We start from the raw sequence: 20,871 nt of genomic DNA on the forward strand, positions 1-20,871 counted from the left end.
ACTTTACTCGCTTAAGCAAATTGAAACGCCCTCCAAACTAGGGCGTTTTTTTGTGTTAAGACCTTGCCCGTTATAGCAAAATTCGTCCATGCTTATACCTGTAATCCTCGGTAGCGGTAAACGGAACACACGTAGCCACGACAATAAATACAGGGCTGGGGCAACAACTCCACTGTGCCATTATCCAGCGCACAAAAATTGGCTCACCCCATGTTATTGAAGCTATGAAAACAGATATACACTTGATGGTGTTCGTGTTTGTCTCAGTAATCAGGCCATTGTTCACTTACGGGCATCAGGTAATGCCCCTGAGCTAAGAGTTTACACAGAAGACAACTCGCCTCAAGCAGCCTAACTTTTATGCCAAGAGCTTGTTAAGCTACTTCAACGATTTCTGCCAACGTAAGGCCGCCCAGAAAAAGATTATCGGAAAAACATACATCATCACACCGATATTGTGACTGAACATAGACTGGGTCAAAGCAAAATCCATATAGCACATAGGCACTAATGCCCCCGCAATGGCATAAGGCTTAATCTCCCAGTTATCGCGGTACTGTTTAACAGACGCCATAAAGAGTCTCAATGGTACTAGATAGACAATCATTAGACACATCAGCCCGACCAAGCCATGAAAGCCAAGTGCCGTAAGATATTCATTGTGTAAGTGATCAAACTTAGCTGCTTGTGGGTGAATCAATCCTTGATTCGCCAGTTCATTACGTATTTCACGACTGCCGTACTGCCCTTCTCCAAATACTGGCGACTCGGCCGCCAAATAGAACGATGAGCGCCACATGTCAAAGCGCAATCCAATCGAAGTATAACTGTCCCCTGACTGATATTTTTCAATATCAGTCAGTGCTGCGCCAAGCCGCTGCTGAATACCCGTTTGTGGAGTCGCAATAACACCGATTAAAAATACAATCGCACCAAATAAGCCAGTCAGCATCAACTTTTTATTAAACAGATCGCGACTTTGCCATAACAAGAATCCGCCAATCAATGGGGCCGCTACCCAGCCACCTCGCGACCCAGATAAAAAAGACGCTGCAACTCCCGAGAATACGGCGATCGCACTGATCAGCGCCCACGCCCACTGTTTTTTATGATAGAAATACATCAAAGCCGCACAGCTCATAAAGCCCAGCATCATAGCCGTATCGCCAAACATAATGGCATTTTCGCCGCCCTGCGCGCGCGGCAAGCCTAAATAGAAGCGATCATATATAGCAACACCTAAACTGGAAATAGCACCCATTGCAACGCCATAGAACAACATCGGTTGCTTTGGTGGCATCAGTTTCAGAAGCATAAACAGAACAGGAAGACATAATAAGAATCGTGAGGGACGATCTAATTCACGTGTATGCCAACCGTCTAAATAGACGAAATAACACATCGCTAGTGCATACCCAGAAAAGGCGATAACGAGCACATAATCTTTCTTAGCGAGTTTTAGCGCGGCTGCTTTCTGCTTTATAAGGACAAAAAAAGATATCAAAAACAACATCGCCGCAGGGACAGAGTAGCCACCTGCCACACTTAAGTTAAGCGCTAGAAGCACACCCGCTGAACACCAAGCCAACAAGCTTATCAATAACACATCTACATCCCACTTGAACAACAACTGAAGGTGCTACTAATGGCCTTTTCTGCCTAGCACCACAACCACAGTACGCAAAATCGTTTCGAGCTCTAACCACACACTCCAATGCTTAATGTAATACAGATCATACATAAGCTTTTGACGGGCATCTTCTAAATTAGATCCGTATGGATAGCACACTTGCGCCCATCCTGATATTCCAGGCCGCACAAGGTGACGCTCATGATAGTAAGGAATTTCCTTTTCATAATCTTCAACAAGGATATCCCACTCTGTCCGAGGTCCTACCAAGTGCATTTCGCCTCGCGCCACATTCCACAGCTGGGGCAGTTCATCTATCCGAAACTTACGCATCACATTGCCAAAAGGGAAAATACGAGGGTCTTCTTTTTGAGTATATGGGTCAAAATGCGCATTTTCATGCATACTACGAAACTTTAATGCAACAAAGTTTTTACCGCCTAACCCAACTCGACACTGCCGAAATAAAATACTACCCGGAGATTGTGTACGTATTTTAAGGATCGCATAAATAATAAGCGGCGAACATATCAGCCCTATACTCAAAACAGCTAAGCAATCAATCGTACGTTTAAATAGATAGTTTTTAAGATTGTAAGGGCGGACTTTCTCAAGGTAACTCAAATCCTCACCATCATAAGGGATATAACATTTGCGTAGAAATGCCTCCATAAATCGATGTAAAACGATTAAGCGAATCCCTTTTAAATCAAGATGTGTTAACTCTTTAATCAACTTATTTGTTGCTGGTGCTTCCAAATTAAGCAATAAGTAATCCGGAGACAGTTTCAAGATATGGTGTTCAATATCATCGCTTTCATTCAAGCTAAAATACGTCAACTCAATGCCTTGAAACTCCAACATCGCGTACTCTAACTCATTGAATTCATAATGCCGCCCTAACACAGCCACTTGAATTTTTGCTTGCGAGAACCCTCTTGAATAACGCTGAATCATCACTTTCGTGAACATCACTAAGAAAGGCGTGATCACAACCCAAGCGGATACGATCCAACGATCAAATTGTAAATTTGATAAATAGAAAAACAGCAACACCAACAAAAAGAACACGTTTAAAAACCATGTCTTGAACGTCACTTCTAGCTTCTTCGCAAACGCTCTTTCGTTGTAACGGCTGTAGCCGCCTTGAATACCAATGCATGTGGCAAAAAACACACCACTTAACGCAGCCATCCAATGGTATTCACTTTCCCAATCACCTGATCCAAACATGCTAAACAGTACAGACAGTAAAGCACCTGGTAATAACAAATCCACAAATGCATAAGAGAAAGGCACTCTACGATCTTGATATCGTTTCACTGAACTTTTTTTCATCAACAATCTAAGTACCTATTCAACATGACACAGCCAACTTCAATAATCTCAACTAATAGATACACAATAAAAACATGACGAGCAACGCAAAGCGATCTCTCGGTCTACGTCGACACTGTAGGGCATTACTCAACCGAAAACCAAATGATTGCAATTTAGGGGTAAGCTCTGGCGCAACTAATGCACAGATTTCTTCAATTTGCCCTCGGTAATATTTGCTCGCAACTTGCTTTAAGCGCTTTTTATACGCGGAAATCCCTTCATTCACCCCTACCTGATTAGCCGCATGCTGCCGATAATGCAGGGTACTTTGTTCATCAATGAACCAAGCAATACCTTGCTGACGACAGTAGGCATATATCAACCAATCATGTAATGCGACCTTATTCAAATGCTCACGCCGCTCACGTAAAAATCTCTGTAATGGCTGTGCCACGGATTGATCCAGTACATAAGTACAGCCAGGCCCTGCCGCTTCAAAAAAATGATCATAACGCCTCTGGGGATAAGACTTTTTGACCAATTGTCGCCGACCATCTGGCCAAAAAGCCATAACATTCGAAGAATACACCAGACATAAGCCATCACGAATACATTGACAAGCATGCTCTAATTTAGTGTCTAACCAAATATCATCTTGATCAGCAAGCGAAATAGCATCAAATTTAGAAAAGTCGACATCTGTGAGCAAACGAAAAAAATTTGCCCCAGCACCACCAAAGCGTTCGCCATAAGGCAAAAGGTGTACATTTTCATGGGTATTAGCTAAGTTCTGACACCACGCCAGCGTACCATCCTCAATACCGCTTTCGGAGCAGGCGTCTACGCTAATAAAAAGTGTGACCGACACATTTCGCTGTAACAAAATGCTATCTACTTGTTCAGCAATCCAACGAATACCTTGATAAGCTGCGAGCAACACAGCGACGTTAGGCAACGTTACCATCATTGGACTTCTTTCTTCAAAATCTCAAGCGTTTTATCCAGCGCACTTAGCCAATGACAACCCGATACACCTAAGTTAGTCAGTGTCGCCATATCCAATACGGAGTATTCAGGCCGCTTAGCCGACGTTGGGTACTGTGCAGAACTGATCGCTGTCAACTGAGGCGGAGTTTGAATTAAACCAAACTGCTCTGCTTTAGCAAAAATGGTACGAGCAAAACCGTGCCAACTAGTCGGCAAATCACCACAATAATGATGCATCCCCCATGCCAGCTCGCCGGTTTGTTGATATTGATCGCAAAGCTGCAAAATTGCCTGTGCTAAATCGCCTGCATAAGTCGGGCATCCATACTGGTCAGCCACAACGCTGAGTGAATCACGCTGATTCGCTAAGCGAACCATAGTTTTGACAAAGTTGTTGCCGTATTCGCTAAATACCCACGCCGTCCTCAATACAATGTACTGAGTACACACTTGCGCAAGACGCTTTTCTCCAGCTAACTTAGAGGCTCCGTAGACCCCTTGTGGCGCAGTTGGATCACTAGGCTTATATGGTTCAACGCTATCGCCATCAAAGACATAATCGGTAGACACATGAATCACCGGAATGCCAAGCTGTTGCGCAGCTTGCGCAAGATTCTCTACACCCAACTCATTGACAGCATACGCCTTATCAGGCTCATCTTCTGCTTTATCTACTGCCGTATAAGCAGCCGCATTCACAATAATATCTGGTTTGACTTCTGTGACCACAGATAACACCTGATCCGTCTGCGAGATGTCTAAATCATCCGAGCCGTAGCTTATCAAGTCATGTTTAGAGGCTAAGCAAACATCTTGCAAGCAACGCCCTAGCTGACCATTTTTCCCAGTTAGAAAAATACGCATCAATCAATTCCCAAGCTGTTCAAGAGTCAGTCCAAGCTCGTCCTTGGCGGATAAAATCGGTTCGATTCCGTTTGGCCATTCGATTCCGACACTGGCATCGTTCCATATTAAGCAGCCTTCATCACTCGGATCATAATAGTCCGTGCACTTGTACTCAAAGTCTGCAATGTCCGACAAAACAACAAAGCCATGGGCCAAACCCGGTGGCACCCAAAACTGACGTTTATTGTCTTCACTCAACAACACGCCAGCCCATTGTCCATAGGTAGGAGAATCAGGACGAATATCCACAGCTACATCAAATACTTCACCACGAACAACACGTACTAACTTGCCTTGTGGCTTACTTTTCTGAAAATGTAAACCACGTAAAACGTTCTTGCCTGAGCGGGAATGATTGTCTTGTACAAATGGCAAATCAATACCTGCCATTTCCTGATAACGTTCTGCTTGAAAGGTTTCAAGGAAAAAACCACGCTCGTCACCAAAGATCTTTGGCTCAATAATCACAACATCTGCGATGTTTGTTTTAATCACATTCATACTGTATTGGGTCCTAATAAAGCTTACTGATAACCATCAGCGACTTTAAGAAGATACTGTCCGTATCCTGTTTTCTTTAACGCATTACCCGCGCTCAGCAAGTGCGCTTGGCTAATCCAATTCTGTCGAAAAGCAATCTCCTCCAGACACGCAATTTTCAGCCCTTGGCGATGCTCAACCGTTTGCACAAACTGTCCAGCTTCCAGCAACGAATCATGCGTTCCTGTATCCAGCCAAGCAAAACCACGCCCCAACAAAGAAGTATGCAAATCTCCACGCTTTAAATACGCTAAATTAATGTCTGTGATTTCCAATTCACCACGCACAGAAGGCTGAATATTCTTGGCAATTTCAACCACATCATTATCGTAAAAATACAGTCCTGTGACAGCATAATTAGAACGCGGATTTTCCGGCTTTTCTTCTATACTAATGGCCTTACCATGCTCATCAAACTCCACCACACCAAAGCGTTCAGGGTCCATAACATGGTAGCCGAATACCGTAGCGCCCGATGTTTGTGCGGCAGACTGCTTTAATTTATCCGAGAAATGCTGACCAAAGAAGATATTGTCGCCCAATACCAACGCAACGTTATCGTCGCCAATAAACTCTTCGCCGATAATAAACGCTTGCGCTAACCCATCAGGAGAAGGCTGAACAGCATAGGTCAACTCAACACCAAAGTAGCGACCGTCACCTAATAGCTTTTTAAAGCTTGCTTGATCTTCAGGCGTCGTAATAATCAAAATTTCACGAATACCTGCCAGCATCAAAACCGACAACGGATAATAAATCATCGGTTTATCGTAAATCGGCATCAGCTGCTTTGACATACCTAACGTCAGGGGATGCAAACGAGTACCACTGCCGCCCGCTAAAATAATACCTTTACGCTTTGCCATGCTGTTCACCTTATTCACCTAAACGATCAAGCTTGTAATCGCCGTTTAGTACACGTTGCCACCAAGACTCGTTTGCTAAATACCACAGTACCGTTTTACGCATGCCCGAGGTAAAGGTTTCTTCGGGCTTCCAGCCTAAATCATCGGCAATTTTACTGGCATCAATAGCGTAGCGTACATCGTGCCCAGGACGGTCTTTCACATAGGTAATCAAGTCGCAATAAGCCGTTACACCATTAGGCTTGTTGGGCACTAACTCTTCTAATAAGTCACAGAGCGTATGGACCACTTCGATATTACGCTTTTCATTATGACCACCAATGTTATAGGTTTCTCCTACTTCACCTTCCGTAACCACCTTCACCAAAGCACGTGCATGATCTTCAACATAGAGCCAATCACGTATCTGAGAACCGTCACCATAGACAGGTAACGCTTTACCCGATAACGCATTCAAAATCATGTGTGGGATCAATTTTTCAGGGAAGTGGTAAGGGCCGTAATTATTAGAGCAATTTGTCACAATCGTAGGAAAACCGTAGGTACGTAACCACGCGCGAACAAGATGGTCTGAACTAGCTTTACTCGCCGAGTATGGCGAACTTGGCGCATAGGCAGTAGTTTCCGTGAACATAGGTAAATCACCGTCCACCTCATCAGGGTGTGGTAAATCGCCGTACACTTCATCGGTTGAAATATGATGAAAACGAAATATTTGCTGCTTGTCGGCACTTAAACCCGACCAGTAACGTCGAGCTGCTTCAAGCAGCATATAAGTACCAACAATATTGGTTTGTATAAAGTCACCTGGCCCATCAATAGAGCGATCAACATGGCTTTCAGCCGCCAAGTGCATCACAGCATCAGGTTGGTGCTGATTAAACACTTTATCTAATGCTACGCCATCACAAATATCCACCTGCTCAAACGCATAACGAGCCTCAGTTAGCTCAACTGGGATCGAATCTAAATTACCTGCATAAGTCAGTTTATCCAGATTGACTACTTCATGATCCGTATCTTGTAGTACATGGCGTACTACCGCACTGCCTATGAATCCAGCACCGCCAGTAATTAATATTTTCATACCATTCTCTTTAAACAATAAAGAACAAATAGCTCTTTATAATGTAACCCTTATCTTTTGCACTAATGCAAAAACCTAACACTTTCATCAGGTTGCACTATTGATTCCGTTTGCAACCAATTTGGCCACTCAAAAGGCCACTCAGATTCTTTCAATGCTTGTCTTTGCGCAATTAAAAAGTGCCCTGTTTCTAATGCTGACATGGAAAGTACATAAACATGCTCACTGCGCTCTGAAACAAGCTGAATACGAATTTTTTGTTCTGCCATACTAAGATTTGCAGTAGTGCACAACCATGTTTCTGGTACCCATTTAACAGCTGGATCAACATCAGAAGGCTCAGAATCCGCAGTCACCATATTAGTAACCACACTTTTAACCGGTTCATATTGGGGAACAATCACAGGTTCAGCGACCGACTCAGACATAGACTGGCGAATAAAATCCCCTGCTTGAGGAGAGCCTACACCCGAATCTATCAGCCACTTTATCAAGGCAGGTGTTAAGCGCTTCCATAATCGCTGCGATAGCCACAGACTGTGTGCGCAATCGCCTGATCTACAACGCATTTCCAAACGATCTTCAGTAGTTGAATAACTCATAGAAATAGTTTGAACTAGATGCTCTATCATGGTTAATACATCTTCTAAACCCCAACAGGGGTAACAATAAAAAATTTAGGAGCGTATGTCATAGGCTACTGATGGAAACAACATGGAAGAATACAACAGGCAGCTTTATCAAAAATTAAGGACTATTTTGAACTCATCATCACCCGTAAAAACACACATTTCATGTTTATAAATAGCTACAGCATTTTGCGCTAATCTAGCATAAAACATGGCATTTTGCAGATCGCACTTATTTTGAACTTGGTATTGTGAATAAAAATCACAAAGCAGCATAATAACGCCCCTCATTGTTCATTAAAGTGAGTAGAATCACATGCACTACGAGCAACTTTGTTAACCTACGCTAACTTACTGGGGTTGTAATTTGAGCAAGTGCACGCATTAACCCAGCTCCAGTAACATATTTCTTGTAACTTTAAATCCATTACGACATAGAAGACCGAAATTTTTATGAAGAACTCAAACATGGCAGATGATTTAGGGAGTGCGCTTAAAGCGAGTAAACGTGGTTTTATAGCCGCGGGCTTCTTTAGTTTATTCATCAACATCTTGATGCTTACTGCACCCTTCTACATGCTCCAAGTTTACGATCGAGTAGTCGCTTCTCGAAGCTTAGAAACTCTTCTGTTTTTAACCATCATCATGGTCTTTCTATTTGCTGTACTCGGGGTTTTGGAATGGGTTCGATCACGCATATTAGTCCGTGTGTCTAACCAGATCGACCAATTCCTAAGCCATCGCGTATATGGTGCTATGTTTAAAGCTGGCGTAAAAATGCCAAATCAGCGCACCGCTCAACCACTTAGCGATTTAACCAGTATTCGTCAATTTCTGACGGGGAATGGCTTATTTGCATTTTTTGACGCTCCATGGTTTCCAATCTACATAGGCATCCTGTTCCTATTCCACCCAGCTTTTGGTTGGTTCGCGCTGGGAGCAGGCGCCATTTTATTTGCTATCGCCATTCTTAACGAAAAATTCACCAAGAAAGCGTTAACCGAAGCCAATGGTGAAAACCTAAAAGCACAGAACTTAGCCTCAAGTAACCTTCGCAACTCTGAAGTCCTTCATGCTATGGGGATGTTGCCTGGCATCATGGGGCGCTGGAGCAAACAACATAAATCGTTCTTAAATAAACAAACAGAAGCCAGTGATAAAGCAGGGGTTTTCTCTAATTTATCAAAAGTACTGCGTATGATTTTTCAATCAGCGATTCTAGGTCTTGGTGCTTACTATGTTGTTATCAACGAAATGTCACCTGGCATGATGATCGCTGGCTCAATCTTGATGGGGCGAGCATTGGCACCGCTTGATTTATTGATTAACAGTTGGTCCGGTTTTAACAATGCTCGTACAGCACGTACCCGTTTAACTGAGCTGTTAAATGCTTTCCCACAAGAAGATCGCAACATGAGTCTTCCTAAACCGGAAGGTCAACTGGATGCCATCAACCTATTTGTTGGGCCACCAAACTCACGCACGCCTACATTAAAAGGCGTGAACTTCAAAGTTCAACCGGGCGACTTGGTTGGCATTATTGGCCCAAGTGCAGCAGGTAAATCGACCCTTGCAAAAGCGATCTTAGGCATCTGGCCAACCATGAACGGTACTCTGCGTATCGACAGTGCCGAGGTGCAACATTATAACCGTGATGAGATTGGTCCATACATTGGCTACCTACCGCAAGACATCGAACTGTTTGATGGCACGGTGAGTGAAAACATAGCCCGTTTCAGTAATTTAGATGCAAGCCAAGTGGTGTCTGCAGCGAAAAAGGCTGGCGTGCATGAAATGATCCTACAATTACCTGATGCTTACGATACTCGTATTGGTGTCGATTCAGGTGCCCTATCTGGTGGCCAACGTCAACGTATTGGATTAGCTCGCGCACTCTACGGTTCCCCGAAGGTAGTGGTATTAGATGAACCAAACTCAAACCTAGATGAACAAGGTGAAAGAGCCCTTGGCGAAACCATGCAAATACTAAAAGATGAACAGGTAACAACGTTTGTTATCAGTCACCGTACATCGATTCTAAAAAGCATCGATAAGCTTATGGTTCTTAAAGAAGGTCAAATGCAAATGTTTGGGCCTAAAGAAGAGGTGATGCAAAAACTGGCGCAACAAAAAGCCAGTGAGCAAACCGCGCTTCGAGCATAAGCAACGTATTAAACGACTATTTAGCCAAGATTCTGAGACAATTAGACATGACACAGCACACAGATAAAGACAGCGAGAATAAGCCTCAAGCGCTCGCCAAAATAGAAACTGTCAAAAAGCCAGCTTCCGAAGTAAACCGAGAAAAGCCAAGCCGCAACGAGCCAAGCCAGCCTGTAACTGACGACGTTCAAATCGATACTAACGATCGCCGCTACGTAAAATTTGGCCTGATTTTCTTGTTGATTACATTAGGCACATTCACGTTGTGGGGAACAACTGCCCCTCTTAACAGTGCCTTAATTGCGCCTGGTGAAGTGGTCGTAGACAGCTATCGTAAAACGATCCAACACTACGAAGGCGGCATTGTAGAGAAGATTTATGTACGCAATGGCGATTACGTAAAAACTGGAGCACCATTAATCAAACTGGAAAACACACAATTTCAAGCTCAGCTTGAAAGTAGCTACAAACGCCTGCAAATTGCTAAAGCTGAACTTGAGCGTCTAGAAGCAGAGCAGAATCTAAGTGATGACTTAACGTTCTCTCAAGCACTTCAAGATGCTGCCAAAGGCGATCAAGATGTCGCCAGTGCGTTAAAGCAGCAAGGTGCTTTGCTGAATGCTCGTATTTCAGCCTACCGACAAGAAGCGGACTCACTTGAAACACGCCTTGAACAAACAGATGAGCAAGTAAAAGGCTTAAATGCCCAAATTTCTGGTCTGGAGCAACAACTAGAGCTTTTAAATGAAGAAGAGCAAGCCTACACCACGCTATACAATGAAGGCTTAGGTGACAATAACCGCGCACGTGAACTGAACCGTTCTATTATCTCGACACAAAACGAGATCAATAAAATTAAATCAGATATCGCTCGCCTCAAAATTCAGAAAACCGAAACTCAATTTCAAATCGCCACACGCAAGCAAGACTTCTTAAAAGACGTAGGCGATCGAGTTAAACAGACGCAAGCCAGCTATTTCGACATCCAAGAGAAATACCAAGTTGCTCAAGACCGTGTAGAGCGCTCGATTATTCGTGCTCCAGAAGATGGCACTATTGTAGACATGAAAGTACATACTGTTGGCAGCGTGGCAAATTCAGGTCGCCCGTTAATGGACCTAGTACCGCTTGAAGACAACTTCGTGATCGAAAGTCGTGTAATGACCAATGACATCAACGACGTTCATATTGGCCAGTTTGCAGACATACGCTTTTCTGCCTTCAACTCTCGCGTCACCAAGGTTATTCAAGGCGAAGTAGTGAATGTTTCTGCTGACCGTTTACAACCAGAACAGCAAAATCAGCCGCCCTACTATTTAGCACGTTTAAAAATTACGGATAAAGGCCGTGAAGATATGAACGAAGACATGCGCTTAATACCCGGCATGCCTGCAGAAGTCATGATTCGCCGTGGTGAGCGCACACTGTTCAGCTACTTAATGAAACCTCTAACAGACAGCTTTGCTCGCAGTTTAACGGAGAAATAAATGCCGACACACTTTAAGCAACATCTGATTGCATTATTGATTGGCGCCAGCGTTTCCTCGGCCCTATGGGCAGAGGAAACGGTCGAACCAAACTCTACTATGGCTCCAACCTTTGGTTTCTCAGGCGCCTTACAACTTGCAAAACAGAACGATCCTGAATTGAAATATGCCTACCACAATTTCAAAGCAGAGCAAGAAGTCGATGATATTAGCCGCGCTAATTTACTTCCAAATGTAAGCTTTACATCGACTTATCGCTACTCTGATAACGATGACAGTGACACCAGAAGAGAACTTTCAAAAGAGCAACAAAAGGACTATTCCTTCCAACTAAATGCTCAGCAGAGTCTAATAAACGTAAGTGCTTGGAAGGCGTACAGTAGCTCTAAAGAAAGCGTACGTCAGTCAAGTTTCGCTTACACCCGTGCTGAACAAGAACTTATTTATCGTGTCAGCGAAGCTTATTTAAAAACCCTTCAAGCCGCTCAGCGCGTTTACATCACCCAAGAAAAGCTCGAATCATTACAGCTTAAGCTTGATCAAACTGAGCGGATGAACGAGTTAGGTGTAGGTGACCGACTCAATGCTTTAAGCGCACGCTCAAGTCGCGATGTAGCAAAAAGTGACCTCTTGCAAGCAAAAAGCAAATTAGACGATGCGCAAACTGGGTTGGAAAACATCACAGGACAGCCCATTGAGTTACCTGAAAACTGGGTGAAAAACAGCCATTTAGTACAGCCAAACCTCATTACTGGTGAGCAGCAAGAATGGCTTAAGCGAGTATCCGATAACGCACAGGTCTTAGCGGAACAATCGAACGTTCGAGCAAAAGAGCTAGAAGCCCAAGCCTCTTCTGCTCGGCACTTACCAACATTGAACTTTTCATTAAGCTACCTAGATCAATATTCAGATAACCCAACGGATGTAAACACACGCTATGTTGCTGCCTTAAATCTTGAGGTGCCGATCTACTCAGGAGGCAAAGCCTCTGCGCAAGCACGTCAAGCGGAAGCCAGCTATAATGCAGCACAGGTACGTTATAGAAAGACGCTTTCGGACAAGCAACAATCCATCAAACTGGCTTATTCCCAGCTTGGCTCTTTTCATGAGCGCTTAGAAGCCATTGAAGAGTCACGTAAATCCAGTCAAGCCTACTTAGATGCTGCAGAGCGTCAAGCCGACCTCAGTTTAGGCAGCCAAGTAGACGTACTAGAAGCGCGTACCAACCTATACGATGTGCGTTTAGAGTTCGCTAAAACACTCATGGATTACGTGCTAGCAGACCTCAATCTATTATTGGAAACAGGTCAGCTAAACGATACTACTGTCGCGCGTTTTGATAAAATTTTTGACGCCAACACACTGTAAAAAATCGTATTAAATACATAAAAAACGGCTTATTGAGCATTCAATAAGCCGTTTTTTAATATCTGTGATGATTAGAACGAAAAGACATCACTATCAGAATCGCCATCGAACAGCTTATCCAGATCAATTTCTTCTGGCGCAGCCTGTTGTTGCGTCTGTTGCTTGAATTGAACATAGCGAGTTTGTAAGTCTTTCAAGCGCGCCAGTGAGAACAACTGTGCATAGGCAATGGCAAGCGCCCCACTTTTTGCTAATTCACTTAACTCAGTTTCAGGCAACTCTTGTAGCGCTTTCTCGTTAATTCGATACAGCCCAGCTAACTTACGAACATCTTCATCATCAGGGCCATACTTCAATTCAATAGGCCACTCTTCAACTAGATTTTTTTCTACCAGTTGCGCTACTAATTGATCAGTTTGTTGCTGCTGTAGTAATCGCTGCTGCATAAACTCAATCAAAGGTTTCAAGCTATCACTTGGCTGTCCATCATCAGACAATACCACTTGATCCTCAGACTCAGCTGACTCATGGAAAAATTCCGAATCTACATCAACCGCCAACACATGACCGCCTTCCGTATTTTGCATCATATTAAACGGATAGCTTCGATACACCGCAGGCACATAAGGCACCATCCATTTGCTTTGAAAGTTCACAAACAAGTTTGTTTCACTTTCAAAAGACATCAAGACATTTAGACGGTAAGCACCACCCTCAATCGGAGCAAAAGCAAATGGGTAGTACGCCATAGCATGGCCCATTTCAGCAATAAGCAAAGGGGCAATAGCATCTGTCTTAGCTTGTGGATAGCCCGTTGGTGATACCCAACCAGCGTTAGCGTGTTTTTCTTTACTGAGCGCGTGCCAATTCGACATGTTGTGAAACTCCTTGGAAAGGCAAAAAAATATTTTCCTATTATGCCGTGAACACCGCGCTGCTACAAACCAAGCGCACCCCATAACACAACAACAAGCACTTGAAGTTTAAGATTTTTTCACTGTTCCGGAATTCCCTTTGATACACTCAGTTATTTATACCATTGCAAGGACTTGTGATTGAACTCATTACCTTTAGCATCACCAGCCATTTCACAAAAACTTTCCGTGGCTGCTGACAATACAGACAATAATTTACACCTCATACGTATTCTGTGTGCTTGGGGAGTGCTCTTCGCTCACAGCTATGTATTGACAGGAATGGCGCACGATATCACAGATCCATTTGAGCGCTTTTTGAATATTGGAATGGGGACTTTTTTCGTAGTCGTATTCTTCGCCATCAGCGGTTTTCTAATACAGCGTAGCCTACTACGTAGTAGCAGCCTTTCGTCTTACTTTCAAGCACGAGCACTGCGCTTATTGCCAGCCTTATTCATTACCTTGCTATTAACAGTATTTGCATTAGGGCCACTCACTAGCACTCTCTCAGTATCAGACTATTTTACTCAACCTCTGACTTGGCAATATTTCTATAACCTAAACTTACTCGACATACACACGCAATTCATACTACCCGCTGTGTTTACTCAAAACATTTATCCAAACACCGTTAATGGCTCCATTTGGACACTGCCATTTGAAACATGGATGTATGTAATGACAGTCGTATTTTACTGCTTACAGCAAATCATTCTTTCAAAATGGACCCATTTTAAACCTGTATTAAGTGGCTTATCGTTAGTCTGTGTGAGCCTGTTTATACTTGTCGCTGGTTACTACTTTCAGACCGAAAGCAAACAACAGCACTATGATATTTTATTATTTGTCAGTACCTTCTTTATAGGCGCAAATGCCTATAACTTCAGAACTAAGATTCAGCTTAATTGGTGGACCATGTGCTTACTGCTAGCAGGGATACCATGGTTAAAAGACAGCATATTGGCTGCCCTCTATTTGCCAATTACCATTTGCTACACCGTACTGGTACTGGCATACCTCCCCCAAGGTTGGATTAGAAAGTACAATGCACTCGGGGATTATTCATATGGTCTTTATATTTATGCATTTCCCGTTCAACAAAGCTTAGCACACTGGTTTGCAATGGATTTTCTAACCATGGTTATCGCCACTACCGCCATAACACTACCACTCGCAATCCTTTCGTGGCACTTTATTGAAGCGCCTGCATTAAAACTAAAAAAGAACCGTCGTGCATTAAAACCAACCTGATTGATGATATAGACAACCGCACTTTTTATAATCTTGGCCAATTGATCAAACAAACCTTGTGCTAAGTTATTGCATAGTAATGATAAAAAGTGGTCCAATCGTACAACTTTTTTATTATTAATACACATATCGAAATTATATGTCTGAAAAATCAATCAATGACTGGAACCAGTCAGATATGGAACGTCGTGGATTTGATGCTGAAGGAAAGCGCAAACAAGGCGTTTCCGGAGCGCCTGAGTTTATCCCTTCCCCCGGTTTTGCCAATTGGCTTCAAGAGAGCCAAGGTTCATTAATTGCTTCGACCTATCAATCAGGGCGAATACTGTTTTTGGGCACAACACCTACTGGGCAGTTTTACACGCTGGATCGTGCTGTCGGCACGGCTATGGGCTTAGCGGTTGATCAAGATAAGCTCTGGGTCGGTACGCGCGAGCAAATTTGGCGCTTTAGCAATACTGGTCCGCTAGAGTTTAAAGAAACGCAATTTAGCGCTAACTATATGCCGCGCACCTGTCATATGGTGGGCAACAGTAACACTCACGATGTACTGGCGGATGTGAGCTTTCGGGGCCAACACTACGACTTTCTTTATGCCAATACCCAATACAGCTGTATTGCTGCCATTGATCCACATTATTCCTTCAAGCCGATTTGGACGCCAGACTTTATCTCTGAATTGGTACCAGAAGACCGCTGTCATCTAAACGGCATTGGCGCACGAGATGGCGAGTTACGTTACGCCAGCTTCTGTGGCCGTACCGATGCTCCCTTGCTTTGGAAAGAGCACCAAACCGGTACTGGCTTTATTATGGATCTCGCCACCGAGAAAGTGGTGTGTAAAGGCTTATCAATGCCCCATTCACCGCGCTGGCACGATGGCAAGCTTTGGATCCTTAACTCGGGCGAAGGTGAGTTTGGCTATGTGGATTTTGATACTAAATCCTTTGTATCCGTTGCCAAATGCGCAGGCTTTGCCCGCGGTCTCACCTTCGTCGGAGACCTTGCTGTCGTTGGTTTATCCTGCCTGCGTCCGAAAAAGGGCATAATGCCCGGTATTAATCTGCAAGCCAATTTAGAAGCACGTAAAGTACTGCAACGCTGCGGCTTACAGCTTTTCAACTATAAAACCGGCAAGTTAGAGCATTGGCTCACCATCGAAGGCCCTGTGTCTGAGCTTTACGATGTGGTGTTTTTAGCCAATCAGCCTGCACCCTATAGCCCTGGCTTTAAAGAGCCTGAGCTGCATCAACGCATTATGAACCTGCCAAATTAGTCCCCACTTGGGCTAAATATTTTCAAATTATTATTTAGAGCAACATTATGAGCGTCCAAACCCCTGTAACCGAAGTGATCGTCGTTGACCCAAGTGTGTCAGACTATAAAACCCTGATTGCAGGGGTTAATCCAGATACCCCTGTGATTCTCTTGCCAGAATCAGGTGATGGCCTCACCAACCTTGCTGAAGCCTTAGCGGGTTACAGTAATTTATCCGCGGTTCACCTTGTTTCGCACGGGGGTAATGGCAAATTATTTCTAGGGGATAATCCGATTAATTCGGATAGCCTAACAAACAGCGCTGAGGCACTGGCCAGTATCGGCAATGTGTTTGACGAAGGCGCAGACCTAATGATTTACGGCTGTACTGTGGCAGGTAATGAAGCCGGCCAAGCCTTTGTTGACCAACTGGCGAGCAGACTTAATGTGGATGTGGCCGCATCAAACGACCGTACTGGTCCTACTGATCTAGGCGGCGACTGGGACCTAGAATACAACAATGGCGAAATTGAAAGCGTACTGCCTTTTACTGTGGCAGGAATGCAAGATATCGATCACTGTCTGGGGTGTACGTCTCAGGGTTCCTTACCTGGAGGGGAATATCCTTGCCTAAATGATGGAAGAGGTGATAGTGGCGGTAGCAACCCTCCTCCATCTAATAACACCCCGACAGGTATCGCATTAACCAGTAATACTGTAGGCCAAAGTGCTGGAGAAAACGGTACTGTAGGTGCTTTGTCTACAACAGACGCAGATGTCAGCGACTCCCACACTTACACTTTATCCTCTGGATCGGGCGATACAAATAACGCGCTATTCAATGTCAGTGGCAATACTCTTAGAACTAACGATGCAAGTGCGTTGTCAGCTGGCAATTACAGTATTCGTATCCAGACCAACGATAATAATGGCGGAACTTATCAAGAGAGCTTTACAATCAACGTCACCGATGACGTCGCGCCAACCGTGACTACAGGTAATATCAGCATTAGCGGCGGTTCTGGCACCAATGGTGACTTTATTATCGGCGATACTGTTACAGCCAAATGGGATAACACGGGGAATGGTGATAATAACAGCGATACTATTTCTTCTGTGTCAGTTAACTTTGCCGCATTTGGCGGTGGAAATGACATTGCAGCAACCAATAGTGACCATACTTGGACAGCAAGCTATACCATCCAGTCTGGAAACATAAATAGAGCGACAGCTGAAGTCGTCATAACGGCTACAGACGATCACAGCAACCAAAAAGCAACGACAAGTGCAAATGGGTCAATAGTCGATAACCAAGCCCCATCTGCGCCGTCCACACCAGATCTTTCTGCAGCATCGGATAAAGGTTCATCCTCTTCGGATAACAAAACCAGCGACGACACACCAACACTAGAGGGTACAGCAGAAGCCAACGCAACGGTGACACTATACGATTCTGATGGTACGACGCCGTTAGGCTCAACAACAGCCAATGGTAGCGGTAACTGGTCAATTACCTCATCCGAGTTAACCGATGGCAGCCATACACTGTCCGCAAAAGTAACAGACTCTGCGGGCAATATCTCAATTGCCTCATCAACATTAACCGTTACAGTAGACACAGAACTGCCCACCATCTCCAGCGTTTCTATCCCTGCCAGTAGTATGGCCATCGGGGATGCGGTGAGCGTTTCGATTACCGCCAGTGAGGCAGGTCTAACATTAGACTCAGGCTCGGTAAATGACGTAAACGTCACAGGGTTCACAGACAATGGAAGCGGTCACTATACGGCTACGTATACCGTCGTTGCAGGCCATACAGACCGAGCAGCTGGGGATGATATCCCTGTTAGTTTTGTATTGTCCGACTCTGCAGGTAATGCTTCTGCTACTTACACCACGGCCATTAGCCAAGCAGGCGATACCATTGACGCCAATGTACCGACAATCTCTGGCGCTATTTCACCATCGATTGCAACGGTCACAGATACACAAGTCGGCAGCAATAGCTTTACCCTAACGGTCAACTTTAATGAAGCGATGGATACCAATACAGATCCAACACTATCCTTCCCAACGACCAATGAAAATCCGTTAACGAATACATTAACCTTTGCATCCGGTGAATGGTCTGACAACGATACCTACGTTGCTACTTACAACGTGGCCGATGCCAATGAGGTCATTCGTCATATTGATGTGCAAACCTCAGGCGCAAAAGATGCAGCAGGCAATACCCTTGCCACCGTGACACAAAATGATATTTTCAGTGTTATTACAGCCCCTGCACCAACGATCACCAACATTGCCTCCACCACTGCGAACGGTACATACAAAGTCAGTGATACGGTCAATGTCACCGTGACCTTTGATAAAGCTGTCACATTCACAGCAAACACTGGCACGTTCCAAGCGACCTTGTCTAATGGTCAAACAGTTACTCTTAGTAGCAGTAGCAATACGACATTTAATGGCACTTACACCATTAGCGAAGGCAACACCGACAGCTCTGATTTAAACGTCAGTAGCCTTGCGTTAACCAATGATGCCACCCTAGAAGCGGAAAGTGATAACGTCCCAGCTGTCTTTACATTACCTAGTGGCAATAATCTAGCGGACAACAGTACTATTGTTGTTGATGCCAACACGCCTGTGAATTCCACTCCAGACCTTGCCGATGCATCGGATACGGGGTCAAGCAATACCGATAATCTGACGAATAATTCTACGGCAACTATTACAGGCAGTGGTACCGAAGCTGGTGCAAGCGTATCCGTTCGAGTGGCTAGCACTGAGGTGGGGACGACAACCGTTGATGGATCCGGCAACTGGACCTACACCTTTCAGACAGATGAGCTTAGCTCCGGTGCAAACACTGTTGATACCATTATTACGGACATTGCAGGCAACATAAGCACAGATTCTGCCGATCTCACGATTACGCTGGACACTTTGGCCCCAAGCGCTGTCAATGACACAACGGCGACCATCGGAGAAGACGACGGCAATACAACGCTTAGCGCACTAAACAGCAGTGGCAGCACCCTTCAGGCTAATGACACAGATACCAGTAGCACCGCACCCGTTACAGCTGTTGCAGGCAAATCCAGTAATGTCGGTCAGTCGGTTGCGGGCAGCAACGGGGGATTATTCAAGGTTAACGCTAATGGTAGCGTCAGCTTCGACCCGAATGATGAGTTTGAAAGTCTTGCTGCAAACACTACTAAGACCTCTAGTGTGACAGTCACCGTCCAAGATGACGCCGGCAATACCAGTGACTCCACATTAACTGTGACGGTCAACGGTGCTAATGACGCTCCCACCGCAGCAGACACCACCGAATCTGTTTCCTTCAATGGGAGCTATACTTTCACCGCTGCTGATTTTGGATTTAGCGATGTAGACAGTGACGATACGCTGGATCATATCACCATCAAAGCCCTACCAACGGAAGGTATATTAAAGCTTGAAGGCACTGAAATTAAGGCGACAGGGACCGATATACAAGCAAGCAATATTGGCAATCTGACATTTACCCCAGATAGCGGTGGCACAGGTGCCGATTACGCCAGCTTCACGTTTACTGTGAGTGATGGCACAAACGATTCGGTTACAGCGAATACCGTTACTCTGAATGTGGGTAACCCGCCTGCTCCTTCTACACCTACTCAATCCACAGAAGTAGACGGCGCCACGGTCACACAGTCCACACAAACCAATGCTCAAGGCCAAACCATCGAAACTGTCACTGTGGCTCCGGTATCAAGCAATCGCCAAGACAGTAATAGCAATACGCCCGATGCCGATGTGCCCTTGCACTTTGCCAACAACAATGCTGACCAAATTGTCACCACTCTGAGTTTGCCAACAGGCATAGGAGCCACGGCTCGCTCAAATGCCACAGCCAGCACTCAGAACCAGCGCGATACCCTGATATCGTTAATTGATGAAAGCGCTGCCGGTGAAGATGATTTAAACGACATGGAAAACTCAGGTAGCAACTTCCTTAATAACATAGGTAATGCTGACAACCTTTGGGTTAACCAAGTTACATTGACATCAGACAGCTCAACAGCTTCTGCAACGCCTATTCGCATCACAGGTTCCGATTCCAGCAATAACCAAGAAGCCTTGGTGATTGATACACGTGCCCTACCAACAGGAACCATCATTGATTTGGATGACATTGAGTTTGCTGTAATCGTCGGCAACAACGTCACCATTCGAGGGGGTGGTGGCGCTAACATCGTTTATGCGGGCGCAAACGCTCAAAACATCGTCCTAGGTGAAGACGATGACGAGCTGCATGGTGGCGCGGGGGATGACACCGTCGGCTCGAAAGGCGGCGATGACAAACTGTATGGTGACAGTGGCAACGATTTAGTGATTGGTGGTACAGGAAACGATACGCTTTACGGCGGCACAGGGAACGATGTCCTTCAGGGCGCACAAAGCTCTCAAGGTCA

The 20,871-nt window shown here is 44.8% G+C and carries 15 protein-coding genes and 1 pseudogene; 7 read left to right on the top strand and 9 right to left on the bottom strand.

The features are described from left to right. Positions 1-238: 238 nt before the first annotated feature. Positions 239-355 (top strand): annotated as a pseudogene (locus AYW75_RS19035) (hypothetical protein); the annotation flags it as partial. Between the two features lie 24 nt (positions 356-379). On the opposite strand, the gene AYW75_RS13085 reads toward AYW75_RS19035, so the two are convergent. The 8 genes from AYW75_RS13085 to AYW75_RS13120 form a co-directional block, all read right to left on the bottom strand. Beyond that, on the bottom strand, positions 380-1,606 hold the full coding sequence (locus AYW75_RS13085; RefSeq protein WP_067100118.1) for an O-antigen ligase family protein: 1,227 nt from the start codon (positions 1,604-1,606) through the stop codon (positions 380-382). 36 nt (positions 1,607-1,642) lie between these two features. Further along, a complete protein-coding gene (locus AYW75_RS13090) occupies positions 1,643-2,968 on the bottom strand; it encodes an exopolysaccharide biosynthesis polyprenyl glycosylphosphotransferase (protein ID WP_082856517.1) in 1,326 nt (441 codons plus the stop codon). Positions 2,969-3,020: 52 nt separating this feature from the next. Beyond that, the gene (locus AYW75_RS13095) at positions 3,021-3,917 is read right to left on the bottom strand and encodes a glycosyltransferase (RefSeq protein ID WP_067100119.1); all 897 of its coding nucleotides are present in this window, start codon (positions 3,915-3,917) and stop codon (positions 3,021-3,023) included. Further along, the gene (rfbD, locus tag AYW75_RS13100; RefSeq protein ID WP_067100121.1) at positions 3,914-4,801 is read right to left on the bottom strand and encodes a dTDP-4-dehydrorhamnose reductase; all 888 of its coding nucleotides are present in this window, start codon (positions 4,799-4,801) and stop codon (positions 3,914-3,916) included. Before rfbD ends, AYW75_RS13095 begins: the two co-directional genes overlap by 4 nt. Positions 4,802-4,804: 3 nt before the next feature. Further along, on the bottom strand, positions 4,805-5,344 hold the full coding sequence (gene rfbC, locus AYW75_RS13105) for a dTDP-4-dehydrorhamnose 3,5-epimerase (RefSeq protein WP_067100122.1): 540 nt from the start codon (positions 5,342-5,344) through the stop codon (positions 4,805-4,807). A gap of 23 nt (positions 5,345-5,367) precedes the next feature. Further along, a complete protein-coding gene (gene rfbA, locus AYW75_RS13110) occupies positions 5,368-6,249 on the bottom strand; it encodes a glucose-1-phosphate thymidylyltransferase RfbA (RefSeq protein ID WP_067100124.1) in 882 nt (293 codons plus the stop codon). A 10-nt stretch (positions 6,250-6,259) separates the two neighbouring features. Beyond that, positions 6,260-7,336: a dTDP-glucose 4,6-dehydratase gene (gene rfbB / locus AYW75_RS13115; RefSeq protein WP_067100125.1), complete on the bottom strand. Its 1,077-nt coding sequence runs from the start codon at positions 7,334-7,336 to the stop codon at positions 6,260-6,262. Positions 7,337-7,398: 62 nt separating this feature from the next. After that, positions 7,399-7,968, bottom strand: coding sequence for a hypothetical protein (locus tag AYW75_RS13120; RefSeq protein ID WP_067100126.1), 570 nt, complete (start codon positions 7,966-7,968; stop codon positions 7,399-7,401). Between the two features lie 465 nt (positions 7,969-8,433). Here AYW75_RS13120 and AYW75_RS13125 point away from each other — a divergent pair, with 465 nt between their 5' ends. Genes AYW75_RS13125 through AYW75_RS13135 form a run of 3 tightly spaced genes read left to right on the top strand, consistent with a single transcriptional unit; the run spans position 8,434 to position 12,983 of the window. Further along, on the top strand, positions 8,434-10,128 hold the full coding sequence (locus tag AYW75_RS13125) for a type I secretion system permease/ATPase (RefSeq protein ID WP_231886212.1): 1,695 nt from the start codon (positions 8,434-8,436) through the stop codon (positions 10,126-10,128). Between the two features lie 47 nt (positions 10,129-10,175). After that, positions 10,176-11,615, top strand: a complete 1,440-nt coding sequence (locus AYW75_RS13130; RefSeq protein WP_082856519.1) for an HlyD family type I secretion periplasmic adaptor subunit — start codon at positions 10,176-10,178, stop codon at positions 11,613-11,615. Continuing rightward, entirely contained in the window at positions 11,616-12,983 is a 1,368-nt protein-coding gene (locus tag AYW75_RS13135) for a TolC family protein (RefSeq protein ID WP_067100128.1), read from the top strand. Positions 12,984-13,054: 71 nt separating this feature from the next. Here the strand turns inward: AYW75_RS13135 and AYW75_RS13140 are convergent, their stop codons facing one another. Continuing rightward, on the bottom strand, positions 13,055-13,858 hold the full coding sequence (locus tag AYW75_RS13140) for a SapC family protein (RefSeq protein ID WP_067100130.1): 804 nt from the start codon (positions 13,856-13,858) through the stop codon (positions 13,055-13,057). A 180-nt stretch (positions 13,859-14,038) separates the two neighbouring features. Between AYW75_RS13140 and AYW75_RS13145 the strand changes: the two genes are divergently transcribed. From AYW75_RS13145 to AYW75_RS13155, 3 genes are all read left to right on the top strand, one after another. Next, the gene (locus tag AYW75_RS13145; protein ID WP_067100131.1) at positions 14,039-15,151 is read left to right on the top strand and encodes an acyltransferase family protein; all 1,113 of its coding nucleotides are present in this window, start codon (positions 14,039-14,041) and stop codon (positions 15,149-15,151) included. A gap of 139 nt (positions 15,152-15,290) precedes the next feature. Continuing rightward, positions 15,291-16,427: a TIGR03032 family protein gene (locus AYW75_RS13150; protein WP_082856521.1), complete on the top strand. Its 1,137-nt coding sequence runs from the start codon at positions 15,291-15,293 to the stop codon at positions 16,425-16,427. 47 nt (positions 16,428-16,474) lie between these two features. After that, the coding region (locus AYW75_RS13155; RefSeq protein WP_156490854.1) for a DUF4347 domain-containing protein at positions 16,475-20,871 on the top strand (4,397 nt) is incomplete at its 3' end.

The organism is Marinomonas atlantica (assembly GCF_001639725.1).
Classification (GTDB): domain Bacteria; phylum Pseudomonadota; class Gammaproteobacteria; order Pseudomonadales; family Marinomonadaceae; genus Marinomonas; species Marinomonas atlantica.

Coding starts and splice junctions, on each gene's coding strand:
- AYW75_RS13125 (WP_231886212.1), top strand. CDS start 8,434: ATGGCAGATGATTTAGGGAGTGCGCTTAAAGCGAGTAAACGTGGTTTT.
- AYW75_RS13140 (WP_067100130.1), bottom strand. CDS start 13,858: ATGTCGAATTGGCACGCGCTCAGTAAAGAAAAACACGCTAACGCTGGT.
- AYW75_RS13130 (WP_082856519.1), top strand. CDS start 10,176: ATGACACAGCACACAGATAAAGACAGCGAGAATAAGCCTCAAGCGCTC.
- AYW75_RS13135 (WP_067100128.1), top strand. CDS start 11,616: ATGCCGACACACTTTAAGCAACATCTGATTGCATTATTGATTGGCGCC.
- rfbC (WP_067100122.1), bottom strand. CDS start 5,344: ATGAATGTGATTAAAACAAACATCGCAGATGTTGTGATTATTGAGCCA.
- rfbB (WP_067100125.1), bottom strand. CDS start 7,336: ATGAAAATATTAATTACTGGCGGTGCTGGATTCATAGGCAGTGCGGTA.
- AYW75_RS13150 (WP_082856521.1), top strand. CDS start 15,291: ATGTCTGAAAAATCAATCAATGACTGGAACCAGTCAGATATGGAACGT.
- rfbD (WP_067100121.1), bottom strand. CDS start 4,801: ATGCGTATTTTTCTAACTGGGAAAAATGGTCAGCTAGGGCGTTGCTTG.
- AYW75_RS13095 (WP_067100119.1), bottom strand. CDS start 3,917: ATGATGGTAACGTTGCCTAACGTCGCTGTGTTGCTCGCAGCTTATCAA.
- AYW75_RS13120 (WP_067100126.1), bottom strand. CDS start 7,968: ATGATAGAGCATCTAGTTCAAACTATTTCTATGAGTTATTCAACTACT.
- AYW75_RS13090 (WP_082856517.1), bottom strand. CDS start 2,968: ATGAAAAAAAGTTCAGTGAAACGATATCAAGATCGTAGAGTGCCTTTC.
- rfbA (WP_067100124.1), bottom strand. CDS start 6,249: ATGGCAAAGCGTAAAGGTATTATTTTAGCGGGCGGCAGTGGTACTCGT.